Raw genomic sequence first — 12,798 nt, 5'->3', positions numbered from 1 at the left:
GCGAGCACGGATGTTGCGGGAGCCGTTGCGATCCGCGTGATCAACGAATCCGCAGGACCGGCATGCGAACCAGGCCTGGGAGACCCGGTTCGCTCGCTCCGCGTCGCCACCACACGATGCGATTCCTCCCAGGCGTAAACGCCTGGGGTTCCTCGCAAGAATCTCGCTGAATCAGTGGGGCTGTGCGCTCCCAAGGCCTGCGTTGGGCATGGTGAACCAGCCCGGCCGCACCTCGACCAGCAGTGGCTTCAGCGACTCCACGGCGGATCGAAGGTCCTCCACCCTGGGGTCATGAGGCTCGGGCAGGCTCTGTGCATAGCGGCGCAGTCGCCAGAAGTCGAAGATCTCCACTCCCTCGGCGGTGAAGTCCACATCGATGACAGTGCGGTCCTGATGGGTGAGCCGGCAGCCTGCCCCGTGGACCTTGTAGAAGTAGCCGCCGGCTTGACCGCTGTGGCTGATCTGGTGTGAACGGGCCAGATGGAGTACGTCTGCCAGCTGCTCGAGCGGGGGGATCGCCGCCCTCATGGCCTCACCGGCCGCGCGGAGAGCACTGACGTAACCGGTCACCAGGTCGCGCGCAGCCGTCACATACGGTCCTTTCCCAGCCAGAGTGCGACGTCCCACGCCGCGTCATCTCCTGCGTCCGTGTCCGGCAGCAATGGTTTCCAAATGATCAGTAGGTCGGACACTGACACCGCCGCCGACAACGGCTCAGACACCGACGTCCTTCACTGGCCCTCAGTCCTACGCCCCGCCCGTCGCCCAGGTGAGCCCGCCGCGCAGATGGGTCAGGAAACGGGGGTCGCGGTAGGCCTCGGGCGCATGGCCGAGGGCGGTGTAGAAGACGCGTCCCGCGTCTTGCTCCCGGCACCACGCCAGCGGGTGGTCGTCCCCCATCCCGCCGCCCTCGTACGACGACTCGTCGGCGGAGACGAGGACCCGCACCCGGCCGCGTGGGCTGGCGCGGAAGTCGTACCACTCGTCGGTGAAGTCCCAGACGGCGGGCAGGTGCCCGGTCGCGGGGTGGTCGTGGTCCTCGATCAGCGCCTTGCCGGGCTGGTACTCCGGGTGGCGGTCGAAGCGGGCGCCGAGGAGTTCGCCGTAGTACGGCCAGTCGTACTCCGTGCAGGCCGCCGCGTGGACGCCGACGAAGCCGCCGCCCGACCCGACGTACCCGGCGAGCCGTTCCCGGCCGGCCGGGGTCAGCACCTCACCGCTGGTGGAGAGGAACACCACCGCCGCGTACCGGTCCAGCGAGGCCTCCAGGGCGGCGGGGTCCTCGGTGTGGTCGACGGTGAACCCGTCCAGCGCGCGGACGGCGGTGACGGCGTCGGGGATGGAGTCGTGGCGGTAGGCGGTGGTGCGGGTGTACACGAGCAGGCGGGCGGTCATACGGCCGAGCCTATGACCGGGTGAGGGCGCGTCCCAGGGAGATGGTCGCGGCGAAAGTTTCGGGAACCCGTTTCCTCATCCGCCCGCGTCCACGTCGTTGTCGGGCGCTCCGTCCCCCACCGGCGGCAGGTCGCCGCGCTCCACCGGTCCGCCGCCTGCCGGCGCCGCCGGCAGGAGGACGTCCAGCTCGTCCGCGGACGGGCGATGGAGGTTCCCGGCGGCCTCGCGCAGGACGTCCCGGGGAACACCGTCGCCGCCGAGCCGGATGACGAACCCCTTCTTCGCCACCGCGTACTCCCGCCGTTCCCCGGTGCTGCGGTACCAGGCCTCGCCGTCGCGGACGCAGGTGGTGGAGTCGCCGGAGGAGTCCGCGACGGGCTGATCCGGACAGCTGTCGGCGGTCATCGTGCCGCGGTCGACGGTGAGTTGAAGCTGTCTGCCCTCCTTCTGGGAGACATAGACGGCGGAGAAGCCGTCTGCGCCGTACACGCCGACGGACTGCTGGGCCAGGGTGTAGCCGGGAGCCTCGGTCGTGTACACGAGTTCCGGAGCGATACCCAACGCCCTTGCACGGGAGCTCAGTTCGGCCGGATCGGCGTCGGCCTCCTCCGTGCCGCAGGCGACGACGAGCGCGGGCATCAGCAACAGAGCCGGAAGGACACGCAGGTTACAGATCACGCCTCCATCCTGGCGCACAGGTGTTCCACAGGCCCGGTGATTTCGGCAGCGGGCGCGTAGGCTCGGGTGGGATGAACACGATTCCCGCACGCCTCGACCACATCGTTCTCGCAACCCCCGACCTGGCGGCGACGGTCACCGAGTTCAGCCGGCGCACGGGAGTGGCCCCCGCGCCGGGCGGGGTGCACATCGGACTCGGCACACGCAACCACCTGGTCGGACTGGGCGGCGGCACCTATCTGGAGATCCTCGGTCCGGACCCGGAGCAGCCCGCGCCGACCGGCCCGCGCCCCTTCGGCGTGGACGACCTCGACTCGCCCCGGACCATCACCTGGGCGATCAGCCCGTCGGACATCGACGCGACGGTCGCGGCCGTCCGCGCGCAGGGCTACGACCCCGGCGACGTACGGGAGATGAGCCGTCGCCGGCCCGACGGAACGCTGCTGGAGTGGCGGCTGACCGACGGTGGCACACCCCACCCCTCCGGTCTGGTGCCCTTCCTGATCGACTGGGGTGCCACGCCCCATCCCTCCGCGTCGGGCCTGCCGGTCACACCGCTGCTGGAGCTGACCGCGACGGCCCCCGACCCGGACGAGATCCGCCCCGTGCTGACCGCCCTCGGCACCGACCTGGTCCTCGCGGAGGGCCCGGCGCGCTTCTCCTTCACCGTGGACACGCCGAACGGGCCGGTCACCTTCGGCTGACGGACGCCGCCCGCAGCAGCCGCAGCTGCCCGATCTCGGCCACGTTCTTCATCAGCTCGGCGTTCACCCAGGAAAGCGTGTGCGCAACCGTGTACCCGGGGTCGTCCCGCCAGGGGAAGGCGGCCGTGCGGTCGAGGTCGGCTTCGGTGAGCCGGTCGACCGCGGCCGTCCACTCCTCACGCAGTCCGCGCAGCCAGACGACGGCCGCGTCCCCCGGGCCCGGCCAGCGGACGTCGGCGCGGTCGCGGGGCGGCCGGCCGAGCAGATGGTCGGTGGTCACGCTCAGCCACCACCCGAGATGCCAGCTCACCCAGGCGGCGGTGGGCACCGGGACGGGGTCGGGTTCCGTGTCCGCCCAGTCCGGCACCCATCCGCCGGCGCCGTCGGGGTGGAGCGTCCAGGAGAGGGTGGCGGGTTCCCAGAGGAAGTCTTCCGGTTCCAGGCGTTCCAGATGGAACTCGAAGAGGGACCAGGTCAGGTCGGACTGCCAGGTCAGGAGCGCACGGCGGTCAGGGGTGTCCATCGGGCCACCCTGACACGTGCCGTAACCGCTCACGGAACGGTTTTCCGGCAGCGCGAGCGTCCAGGCGCCGGCCTCCGACCTGACCGACGCCAGGGCTCTCGGGCTGCCGCGCCACCGGCCGGCATGTCCGTTTCCTTCAAGACCGCTCACCCGGCCGTTTCCTACGGTGGCCGTATGAGCACACGATTCGATGCCATCGGGCTGGTCGTCTCCGACATGGCCGCCTCCGTCGCCTTCTACCGCCGGCTCGGCTTCGCGTTCCCCGAGGGCGCCGAGCGGAAGCCGCACGCCGAGGCCGGACTGCCCGGCGGACTACGGCTCTTGCTGGACACCGAGGAGACCGTCCGGTCCTTCCACCCGGGATGGCACCCACCGTCCGGAGGTGGTCGGCACTCGCTCGCCCTGCGCTGCGACGACCCGGCCGAGGTCGACGCGGTGTACGAGGAGCTGGTGGGCGCCGGTCACCACGGTGAGCTCAAGCCGTGGGACGCGTTCTGGGGCCAGCGCTACGCCGTCGTGCACGACCCGGACGGCAACGGCGTCGACCTGTTCGCGCCGTCCGGCCCGGACAGGGTCCTAGACCCGCAGTAGAGCGCCGAGCGTCGCTCCCGTGAACTCCCGGACATCGCGGGCGAGATGAGCCTGGTCGGCGTATCCGGTGCGGGCGGCCGTGTCCGCGTACGGCACACCCTCGCGGGCCAGGGCGAGGGCGCGCTGGAGGCGGAGGATCCGAGCCAGCGTCTTGGGGCCGTAGCCGAAGGCGGCCAGTGAGCGGCGGTGCAACTGGCGGGCGCCCAGGCCGAGTTCGTCGGCGACAGCGGCGACCGGCCGGCCTGCGGCGAGGGCGGCGACCAGTCGGCGCAGCTCGGGGCGGGGCGCGGTCGCCCGCTCCAGCGCGAGTTCTTCCAGCGCCGTCGCCGGGTCGGGCGCGGCGGCGATCCGGGCGTCGAGGCGCCGCACCTCCGCCGCGGGCCACAGGTCGGCCAACTCGACGCGTCGGTCGCGTAGTTCATGCGCGGGGACGCCGAGGAGCCCTGGGGCCGCGCCGGGATAGAACCGGATACCGGTCCAGGTCATGGACGGGCGGCCGTCGGGGACGTACGCGTGGGTGTCCGGGCCCGCGACGAGCAGCCTGCCACCGTTCCACAGCAGGTCCATGCAGCCGTCGGGCAGTACGGGACGCGCGCCGGGCGCGGACGACGGGATGTTCGTCCAGACGACGGCGCCGGCCAGCCGGGAGGGCCGCTCCTCGTACACGTACCTCAGGCTACGCCGCGCTCCCGCGCACAGGCGCCCTCACGCCGTCCGTCTCTCCCCCCGTCCTCCGCCCTCCCACCTCCCCCGGCAAACCCTCCCTACCCCACTCCCACCCGATACTCCTGCGGGCTGACCCCGTACAGCCGCTTGAACGCGCTGGACAGCGCGAAAGCGCTTCCGTAGCCGACCTGGCGGGCGATCGCGCCGATGGTGTCCTCGGTGGTGCGCAGGTGGTCGGCGGCCAGGGCGAGGCGCCAGCCGGTGAGGTAGGTCATCGGGGGCTCGCCCACGAGGTCGGTGAAGCGGCGGGCCAGGCCGGCCCGCGACACGCCCGCCTTCGCGGCGAGGGACGCGACGGTCCAGGGGTGGGCCGGGTCGTCCTGGACGAGCCGCAGGACACGCCCCACGACGGGGTCGGCCAGCGCCCGGTACCAGGCCGGGGCCGCCGCCTCGGGGCGGGAGAACCAGGCCCGCAGGGCGGCGATGACCAGCAGGTCCAGCATCCGGTCCAGGACGACCTCCTGGCCGGGCTCGTCGCGTGCGATCTCCTCCATGAGCAGCGGGGTGAGCGGGCAGGGCCACTCCTGCGCGGTGAGGGACAGCAGCGGCGGCAGGGCGTCCAGCAGCCGGCCGCTGATCTCGCCCTGCATCAGATATGTGCCGATCAGGACGACCGTGGAGCCGTCGAGCCGGTCGCCCCAGGCCCGTACGCCGAGGTCCATGGAGCCGTTCAGCAGACGTCCGTCGGGGTACGCGCACTGCCCGCCCGGGAGGATCAGCGCCTGTGGGGGTGTGGCGGGGTCGTCGGCGCAGGTGTACGGGCCGGGTCCGCGCGCGATGGCGAGGTCGCCGGCGGTGAGCCGGATCGGCTCCCCCTCGTCCGGTACGACCCACCCCTCGCCGCGCACCATGAGCATCACCGTCAGCGGCGCCCGGTCCTCGACCCGTACGCCCCACGGCGGGTCGAAGCACGCGCGGATCATGAGGGCGCCACGCGCGCGTGGCCCCTCGAGAAGGCCTGCAAGGGGGTCCCCCCGCATGAGCCTGTTCGAATGTGGGGGCGCGTCCATGCGGTCAGCGTAGACGCGCGCTTATGGGAATGAGCCGTTCAGCGATGGGAGCGTGCGGCGCGCGGCAGTTCACTGAAGACATGACGACGAACACGGACATGACGGTGGTGGTGACCGGCGCGACCGGTCGTACGGGCAGCCGGGTGGCGCAGGCCGCCGAGGCGGCGGGGCTGACGGTGCGCGCGGCCTCACGGGCACAGGGGTTCGACTGGCGGGACCGTTCGACGTGGGCGGAGACCCTGCGCGGCGCGGACGCGGCGTATCTGGCGTTTCCGACGGACGTCGGCTCCCCGGAGGCGACCCGGGCGGTCGGACTGATCGCCCGGGAAGCGGTTTCGCTCGGTGTCCGGCGGCTGGTGCTGCTGTCGGCGCGGGGCGAGGAGCGGGCGCGGCCGACGGAGGAGGCGCTGCGGGAGTCGGGCGCGCAGTGGACGGTCGTGCGGGCGGCGTGGTTCGCGCAGAACTTCAGTGAGGGGCCGCTGGTGGAGGAGCTGCGGCTGGGCGGGGAGCTGGTGTTCCCGGGCCGGGAGGTGCGGGAGCCGTTCGTCGATCTGCGGGACGTCGCCGACGTCGTGGTGGCGGCGCTGACGGCGGGCGACCGGTACGTGGGGCAGGTGCTGGAGGTGTCGGGGCCGCGGTTGCTGACGTTTCGGGAAGCGGTCACGGACATCGGCCGGGCGGCGGGGCGGGAGCTGACGTACACGCCGGTGCCGGCGCGCCGGTACGGGGAGCGGCTGGCCGGGTTCGGGGTGCCGCCGGAGGAGGTGGAGTTCCTGGTGGAGCTGTTCGAGTCGCTGCTCGACGGCCGCAATGCTCACCTGTCGGACGGGGTGCGCGAGGTGCTGGGCCGGGAGCCGCGGGACTTCGGAGAGTTCGTACGGGAGGCGGCGGGGGCCGGGGTCTGGAAGGCCTGAACCCCGGTGTCTCCCGGCCGGGACTCCTCACTTCCCGGTCGGGGGCTCCTCCTCGTCGTTTCCGCCGGGCCCCTTCGGGGTGCTCCTGGCGTGGGTGCGCAGCCGGCCGGTGACATCGTCCGGCGGGAGGAACCGGGACCAGCGTTCCGGAAACTCGGAGGGCATGTCCGGGTCGTCGGGGTCGTCGTCCTCGTGGGAGCGGACCACGGCCAGGCGGGCGACGTACTCGGCGGCCTCCTCCTCGCGCAGCCGCTCGTTGGCGGCGCGGGCGGCGGCCGTGGCGGCGGCGGGCCAGACACGGTCGATCGCCGCGTTGACGGCGGCGCCGACCAGGACCGCGAAGGCGGACACACCGATCCACAGCAGCACGGCGACGGCGGCGGCGAGGGAGCCGTAGATCGTGGCGCCCTCGATGGTGTTGGTGAGGTAGATGCGCAGCAGGAAGCTGCCCAGGACCCACATGGCGAGGGCGACGAGGGCGCCGGGCACGTCCTCGATCCACGGAGAGCGCACGGGCACGGACACGTGGTAGAGCGTGGTCAGGAAGGCGATCGACAGGACGATCACCACCGGCCAGTAGAGGATCTGGACCAGGGTCGTCGACCAGGGCACGATCCGCACCACGGCGTCCGGCCCGGCCACCATCAGCGGCAGCGCGACCGAGCCGATCAGCAGGGCGGCGACGAATAGCAGGAACGCCACCAGTCGGGTCTTGACGATGCCGCGCACGCCGTCGAGGCCGTACATCACGGTGATCGTGTCGATGAAGACGTTCACGGCACGCGAGCCGGACCACAGGGCGAACAGGAAGCCTATGGAGATGACGTCGGGCCGGCCGCCCTTCATCACGTCGTCCAGGATCGGCTGCGCGATGTCCGTGACGCCCTTGTCGGACAGGACGGTGCGGGAGGCTTCGAGGAGGTTGCTCTCCAGGCTGCTGATGGAGTCGGTGCCGGTCCAGTCGTCGACGTAGCCGAGCAGACCGATGAGGCTGAGCAGCAGCGGCGGCACGGACAGCAGGGTGAAGAAGGCGGCCTCGGCGGCCAGGCCGAGGATGCGGTACTCGATGCAGGAGTTCACGGTGTCCTTGAGCAGCAGCCAGGCGGTCCTGCGCTTGGAGACGTTCCGATAGAGGGCACGCGCCCGGTGGAGACGCCCGGAGGGGCTCCCGGGTTGCTCGGATGACTGACTTGCTGGCTGCACGCCCTAAAGGTATCCGCCGTTCGGGTCTCCACTCACCTCCGGCGAGGCGGTGTCACCGGGTCGGTCACCGGGTCGGTCACCAGGTCGGGGAGCGACGCGCGGGGTCCGGGTGGTCATGACCTCCGTACCCGGGGGTAGGTTCGCCGTATGGCAGGCAGTACGCACACCGTGACCAATCAGCCCCCTCCGCTGACCGGGTACGACGTCTACGGGACCGACCGGTCCCTGGTGGCCGCGGTGGAACGTCACCTGGATCCGGAGCTGCTCGACGAGGCGCGCGGGGAACTGTCGGCACTGGGGCGGTCCGCCGGTTCGGCGCAGCTTCAGGAATGGGCGGCGCAGGCGAACGATTATCCGCCGCGACTGCGTACGCACGACCGGTACGGGCACCGGATCGACGAGGTCGACTTCCATCCGGCGTGGCACCGGCTGCTCGGCAAGGGCGTCGGGGCCGGACTGACGGCGGCCTGGACGCGGCCGGGCGGGCATGTGCGGCGGGCGGCGGGGTTCCTGGTGTGGACGCAGGTCGAGGCCGGCAACGGCTGTCCGCTGTCGATGACCCACGCGGCCGTGCCCGCGCTGCGGGCCGACCCGGAACTGGCCGCCGAGTGGGAGCCCAGGCTGACGTCGACGATCTACGACCGTGACCTGCGGCCCGCCCGGCTGAAGGCGGGGGCGCTGTTCGGGATGGGGATGACGGAGAAGCAGGGCGGCAGCGACGTACGGGCCGGTACGACGGTCGCGACACCGCTCGCCGAGGACGGGACGTACACGCTGACCGGGCACAAGTGGTTCTGCTCGGCACCGATGTCGGACGGTTTCCTCGTTCTCGCCCAGGCTGCGTCCTCCGGGGGGAACGGCGGTCCGACGTGTTTCCTGGTGCCGCGGGTACTGGAGGACGGCAGTCGTAACCCGTTTCTCCTCCAGCGGCTCAAGGACAAGCTGGGCAACCGGTCGAACGCGTCGAGCGAGGTGGAGTTCGACGGGACGTGGGCGCGCCGGGTCGGTGAGGAGGGGCGCGGGGTGCGCACCATCATCGGCATGGTGGCGGCGACCCGGCTGGACTGTGTGCTGGGGTCGGCGGGGCTGATGCGGCAGGCGGTCGCGCAGGCGATCCACCACTGCACCTACCGTGAGGCCTTCGGCGGGAAGCTCGTCGACAAACCGTTGATGCGGAATGTCCTGGCCGATCTCGCCGTGGAATCGGAGGCGGCCACGACGCTCGCGCTGCGGCTCGCGGCGGCCTACGACGACGGGAGCGAGCGGGAGCGGGCGCTGCTGCGGATCGCGGTGCCGGCCGCGAAGTACTGGGTGACCAAGCGCTGCACGCCGGTGGTGGTGGAGGCGGCGGAGTGTCTCGGCGGAAACGGTTACGTCGAGGACTCCGGGATGCCTCGGCTGATCCGCGAGTCGCCGCTGAACTCGATCTGGGAGGGCGCGGGCAACGTCCAGGCGCTGGACGTGGTGCGGGCGTTGCAGCGGGAACCGGCCGCGTTGAACGCGTACCTCCAGGAGGTGGGTGCGGCCCGGGGCGCCGATCACCGGCTGGACGGGGCGATCAAGGGGCTGCTGACGGAACTGGCCGATCTCAGCGGCGTGGAGGCACGGGCGCGGCGGCTGGCGGAACGGTTCGCGCTGGTGCTGCAGGGAGCGCTGCTGGTCAGGTTCGCGCCGCCGGAGGTCGCCGACGCGTTCTGCGCCTCACGGCTGGGCGGGGACGGGGGCGCGGCCTTCGGAGCACTGCCGCCCGGGCTGGACCTCGCGACGATCGTCGGACGGGCCGCGCCTCGGGCCTGACCTGGGCATGGTTCCCGTGCCCCTCAGGCACCCCACCTCACCCCGACCACACATCACCACCCCGTAAACCGCAGGCGCCCCACCTCACCCCTCGAAAGACAGGTCGCGGGGGTGGTGCTGCGCCGACACGGCACCACCCCCGCAGCATTGGCCCTGCGAGGCCAGCATCGCCGCTCGGGACGGCGTGGCTCAAGTTTCGGACACGGTGTGGATGTTCACCAGGGTTGCAGGGGGTTGCAACTTCCCGGCGGTTGTGACCGGAGTGGGCCCCTCCGTCCCGAGTGGACGGCAAGATGGAGGCTTCCAGCAAGACCGGAAACAGTCGGCGCAGGAACTTGACATCCGGTCGTCCGCCAGTGCGCTCCCCGGGAGGCTCCTGTGGCCCACTCGCCGATGAACGTGCCGCAGCTCGCAGCCGTCGACGCCGCGCGGGCGGCACGGGTGCTCAGCGAGGTGCGCGACGCGAAACTGGCCGGCCAGCGGACGCCCGTCGCCCCGCGCCCGGTGATCGAGCAGTCCTGGCAGCGGATGCTGCGCAGCGGTGTCGATCCGGAGCACGACTTCAGAGCGGGACTGCTCAGCCCGGACGAGGTGCGGCGGCGGCGCGAGGAGTCGCCGTTGCGGGACGTGCTGCCGGTGTTGCGAGAAGGCTTGCTGTCCGTTGCGGACGTGGCCCACCACATCATGGTCGTCGCCGACGAGGAGGGCCGGGTGCTGTGGCGGGAGGGCTGCGGTCCGGTGCTGCGCAAGGCGGACGGGCTCGGGTTCGAGCTGGGGGCGGACTGGGGGGAGGAGACCGTCGGCACCAACGGTGTGGGCACGCCGGCGGTGGTGCGGCGGCCGGTGCAGGTGTTCGCCGCCGAGCATTTCGTACGGTCGCACGCCACCTGGACCTGTGCGGGTGCCCCGATCACGGACCCGCGCGACGGGCGGCTGCTCGGTGTGGTCGATGTGAGCGGGCCGTTGGAGACGATGCATCCGGCCACGCTCGCCTGGGTGGACGCGGTGGCGAAGCTCGCCGAGGCCAGGCTGCGGGAACTGCACGTGCGTTCGCTGGAGCGGTTGCGCGCCGTTGCGGCGCCCGTGCTCGCGCGGCTCGGCGGCCGGGCCGCGGTGGTGGACCACGACGGCTGGACGGCCGCGGTGACCGGGATGCCGTATGCCGGTCGGATCGGGCTGCCCAAGTCGCCGTCGGCGGGCCGCCGGTGGCTGCCGGGGCTCGGGCTGTGCGTGATGGAACCGCTTGCCGGGGGCTGGCTGGTGCGGTCGGCGGACGAGGCCGCCGAGCCCGTGCAACGGGGTGGCACCCGGATCGTGCTGGACCTGAGCCGGCCGCGCCGCTGGTCGGTGTCCGTGTCGGGCGGCGCGGGCGGCGCGGCCGGCTGGTCCCACGAACTGAGTCCGCGGCACGCCGAGTTGCTGTACCTGCTGGCGGTCCACCGCGGGGGGCGCAGTGCGTCGGGCCTGGCCGAGGACATGTTCGGCGACCCGGGGCGCACGGTGACGGTACGGGCCGAGTTGTCCCGGGTCCGGCGGTATCTGGGCGGACTCCTGGAACACCGGCCGTATCGTTTCTGCGAAGAGGCGGACGTCGACGTGCTCCTCCCGGCCGACCCCAGGGACCTGTTGCCGCACTCGACGGCGCCCGCCGTGGCACGGAGCCGGGCTTCGGCGCCGTAACGGCCCCGCGCGGCACACCTGTACGAACAGCGGGCAACCCGCTCCTGACGCCGACCATATGTGCGCACGGTAGCGATACTGGTGCACCCGGTGGCATCTTCCGCATATTTGCGGGGTCTTCGTCCGTGGCGGTGGTTGACTGCCGTAGCATCCCTCTACGGGTCACCCCACCTGCTCCTCGGTCAACGTACGGATCATCAGGCGCAGTTGGCCCGCCCTCGGGAGGACGAATGAGACAGCGTGGCCGACATCGCCGGCGCAGGCGGGGCAGGGCGGTGCGGGCGTTCCTGACGGGAACCGCCCTCGCGCTCACCGCTGCCGCCACCATGATCAGCGCCTCCCAGGCGACGGTCACCGACGACGGTCCCGGTGGTCTGAAACCGCTGACGGCATCCGCCGAGACCGTGCCGCTCGGCCTGACCGAGGAACTGGTCCCGCAGGACTCCCTGGACCGGCTCGCCGGGGCGATGGGCCGGCCGGTCGGGGTCGCCACGGTGCTCGCCGGGGCCGACCACACCCTGCGCGACGCCATCGACTGCTCGGCCGGCGAACGCAAGGCCCTGCCAGTCTCCCCCGCGGCCACGCGCGGGTACTGCTGGGACGCGGAGGACACCGACGGCTGGCAGCCGGGTGCGGTCACCACCTCCGGGGACGCGGACGACGACGGCTCCTGGGGCCCGAACCGGGTGATCCTCTCCGGCTGGTCCCGCAGCGGCGGCACGCCGGCCGACCGGGGTCTGGCCCGGGTCGCCTTCGTCGACGCCGACGACCTCGGCCACCTCGTCTACACCTGGGCGCTGCTGGCCGTGCCCGTGGACGGCGGGCGCGACTACCGGGGGCTGGTCTCGCACGTCTCCGGGATGGTCTGGTACCAGAACAAGCTGCTGGTCACCGCCGACGACGGGGACCGGGCCGCGCTGTACGTGTACGACATGAACCGCGTCCAGCGCGCCACCGTGGAGTCCGAGGCGGTCGGCCGGGTCTCGGGCGGCTGGTCGGCAAACGGTCACCGGTACGTTCTTCCGGCCGTCGCCTCCTACCGGCTGAGCGACCCCTCGGGCGGCGCGCACCCGGCCACCGTCTCCCTCGACCGCACCACGGCGCCGGACAGCCTGGTCGCCGGCGAGTGGACCCTCGACGGCGGCGACCGTGCCGCCCGGCTGTGGCGCTGGCCGTTCAGTACGCTCCCGGGTCACGAGGGGCTGCTCGCCGCGGACGACACCGGGCTCGTCCAGGCGTCGGAGGCGTACGAGACCGAGGTCACCGGTGTGCGGGGCGTGCTGTCGTACGCGGGCGACTGGTACGTGACGCGGGCGGCGGGGGCACGCGAGGAACACGGTGTGCTGTGGCGGCAGACCGCCGACCGGAGTGACGAGGGCGACGAGAACGACATGGGCGGCGGCAAGGACGACGGCCAGGCCCGGGCGGCGGTCTGCGAGGACTCGGAGAGCCACCTGTGCTGGAGCCCGCGGACGGAGTCCCTCTCCTACTGGCAGGAGACCGGCGAGGTCTGGGCCCAGTCGGGACGGGTGCTGTTCGCGCTGCCGCTCGCGTCCGTCGCCAGGTCGGCGAAGTAG

Annotated in this window: 13 protein-coding genes and 1 pseudogene; 6 read left to right on the top strand and 8 right to left on the bottom strand. The window is 72.3% G+C overall.

What is annotated here, in order from left to right; translation table 11 throughout:
* The 4 genes and pseudogenes from ACZ6D7_RS39600 to ACZ6D7_RS39585 form a co-directional block, all read right to left on the bottom strand.
* A pseudogene (locus ACZ6D7_RS39600) lies at positions 1–108 on the bottom strand (zinc ribbon domain-containing protein); the annotation flags it as partial.
* A 63-nt stretch (positions 109–171) separates the two neighbouring features.
* Positions 172–591: a DUF6896 domain-containing protein gene (locus tag ACZ6D7_RS39595; RefSeq protein WP_469501551.1), complete on the bottom strand. Its 420-nt coding sequence runs from the start codon at positions 589–591 to the stop codon at positions 172–174.
* Positions 592–747: 156 nt separating this feature from the next.
* Positions 748–1,395 (bottom strand): ThuA domain-containing protein, encoded by a 648-nt coding sequence (locus ACZ6D7_RS39590; RefSeq protein ID WP_469501548.1) that lies wholly within the window; start codon positions 1,393–1,395, stop codon positions 748–750.
* A gap of 75 nt (positions 1,396–1,470) precedes the next feature.
* A complete protein-coding gene (locus tag ACZ6D7_RS39585; protein ID WP_469501546.1) occupies positions 1,471–2,073 on the bottom strand; it encodes a hypothetical protein in 603 nt (200 codons plus the stop codon).
* Between the two features lie 71 nt (positions 2,074–2,144).
* Between ACZ6D7_RS39585 and ACZ6D7_RS39580 the strand changes: the two genes are divergently transcribed.
* On the top strand, positions 2,145–2,777 hold the full coding sequence (locus ACZ6D7_RS39580) for a VOC family protein (protein ID WP_469501544.1): 633 nt from the start codon (positions 2,145–2,147) through the stop codon (positions 2,775–2,777).
* Here the strand turns inward: ACZ6D7_RS39580 and ACZ6D7_RS39575 are convergent.
* A complete protein-coding gene (locus ACZ6D7_RS39575) occupies positions 2,764–3,300 on the bottom strand; it encodes a DinB family protein (RefSeq protein ID WP_469501542.1) in 537 nt (178 codons plus the stop codon). The two genes, ACZ6D7_RS39580 and ACZ6D7_RS39575, sit on opposite strands and share 14 nt — an antisense overlap.
* Positions 3,301–3,474: 174 nt before the next feature.
* Between ACZ6D7_RS39575 and ACZ6D7_RS39570 the strand changes: the two genes are divergently transcribed.
* Positions 3,475–3,891, top strand: coding sequence for a VOC family protein (locus ACZ6D7_RS39570; protein WP_469501540.1), 417 nt, complete (start codon positions 3,475–3,477; stop codon positions 3,889–3,891).
* Here ACZ6D7_RS39570 and ACZ6D7_RS39565 read toward each other — a convergent pair.
* Together ACZ6D7_RS39565 and ACZ6D7_RS39560 are read right to left on the bottom strand one after the other, a co-directional pair.
* Positions 3,877–4,557 (bottom strand): helix-turn-helix domain-containing protein, encoded by a 681-nt coding sequence (locus ACZ6D7_RS39565; RefSeq protein WP_469501538.1) that lies wholly within the window; start codon positions 4,555–4,557, stop codon positions 3,877–3,879. The genes ACZ6D7_RS39570 and ACZ6D7_RS39565 overlap by 15 nt on opposite strands.
* 98 nt (positions 4,558–4,655) lie before the next feature.
* Complete coding sequence (locus ACZ6D7_RS39560; protein ID WP_469501556.1) at positions 4,656–5,597, bottom strand: AraC family transcriptional regulator; 942 nt, start codon at positions 5,595–5,597, stop codon at positions 4,656–4,658.
* Positions 5,598–5,707: 110 nt separating this feature from the next.
* On the opposite strand from ACZ6D7_RS39560, the gene ACZ6D7_RS39555 reads away from it, so the two are divergent.
* Positions 5,708–6,541: an NmrA family NAD(P)-binding protein gene (locus ACZ6D7_RS39555; protein ID WP_469501536.1), complete on the top strand. Its 834-nt coding sequence runs from the start codon at positions 5,708–5,710 to the stop codon at positions 6,539–6,541.
* Between the two features lie 27 nt (positions 6,542–6,568).
* On the opposite strand, the gene ACZ6D7_RS39550 is transcribed toward ACZ6D7_RS39555, so the two are convergent.
* Positions 6,569–7,744: a YihY/virulence factor BrkB family protein gene (locus ACZ6D7_RS39550; protein ID WP_469501534.1), complete on the bottom strand. Its 1,176-nt coding sequence runs from the start codon at positions 7,742–7,744 to the stop codon at positions 6,569–6,571.
* Positions 7,745–7,891: 147 nt separating this feature from the next.
* Here ACZ6D7_RS39550 and ACZ6D7_RS39545 point away from each other — a divergent pair, with 147 nt between their 5' ends.
* The 3 genes from ACZ6D7_RS39545 (at position 7,892) to ACZ6D7_RS39535 (ending at position 12,798) form a co-directional block, all read left to right on the top strand.
* Entirely contained in the window at positions 7,892–9,541 is a 1,650-nt protein-coding gene (locus ACZ6D7_RS39545; RefSeq protein WP_469501531.1) for an acyl-CoA dehydrogenase family protein, read from the top strand.
* A gap of 378 nt (positions 9,542–9,919) precedes the next feature.
* Complete coding sequence (locus ACZ6D7_RS39540) at positions 9,920–11,221, top strand: GAF domain-containing protein (protein ID WP_469501528.1); 1,302 nt, start codon at positions 9,920–9,922, stop codon at positions 11,219–11,221.
* A gap of 230 nt (positions 11,222–11,451) precedes the next feature.
* Positions 11,452–12,798, top strand: coding sequence for a hypothetical protein (locus ACZ6D7_RS39535; RefSeq protein ID WP_469501525.1), 1,347 nt, complete (start codon positions 11,452–11,454; stop codon positions 12,796–12,798).

The sequence above is a fragment of the Streptomyces sp. NPDC041784 genome (assembly GCF_055591025.1).
This window is presented reverse-complemented; position numbering and strand designations above follow the sequence as displayed.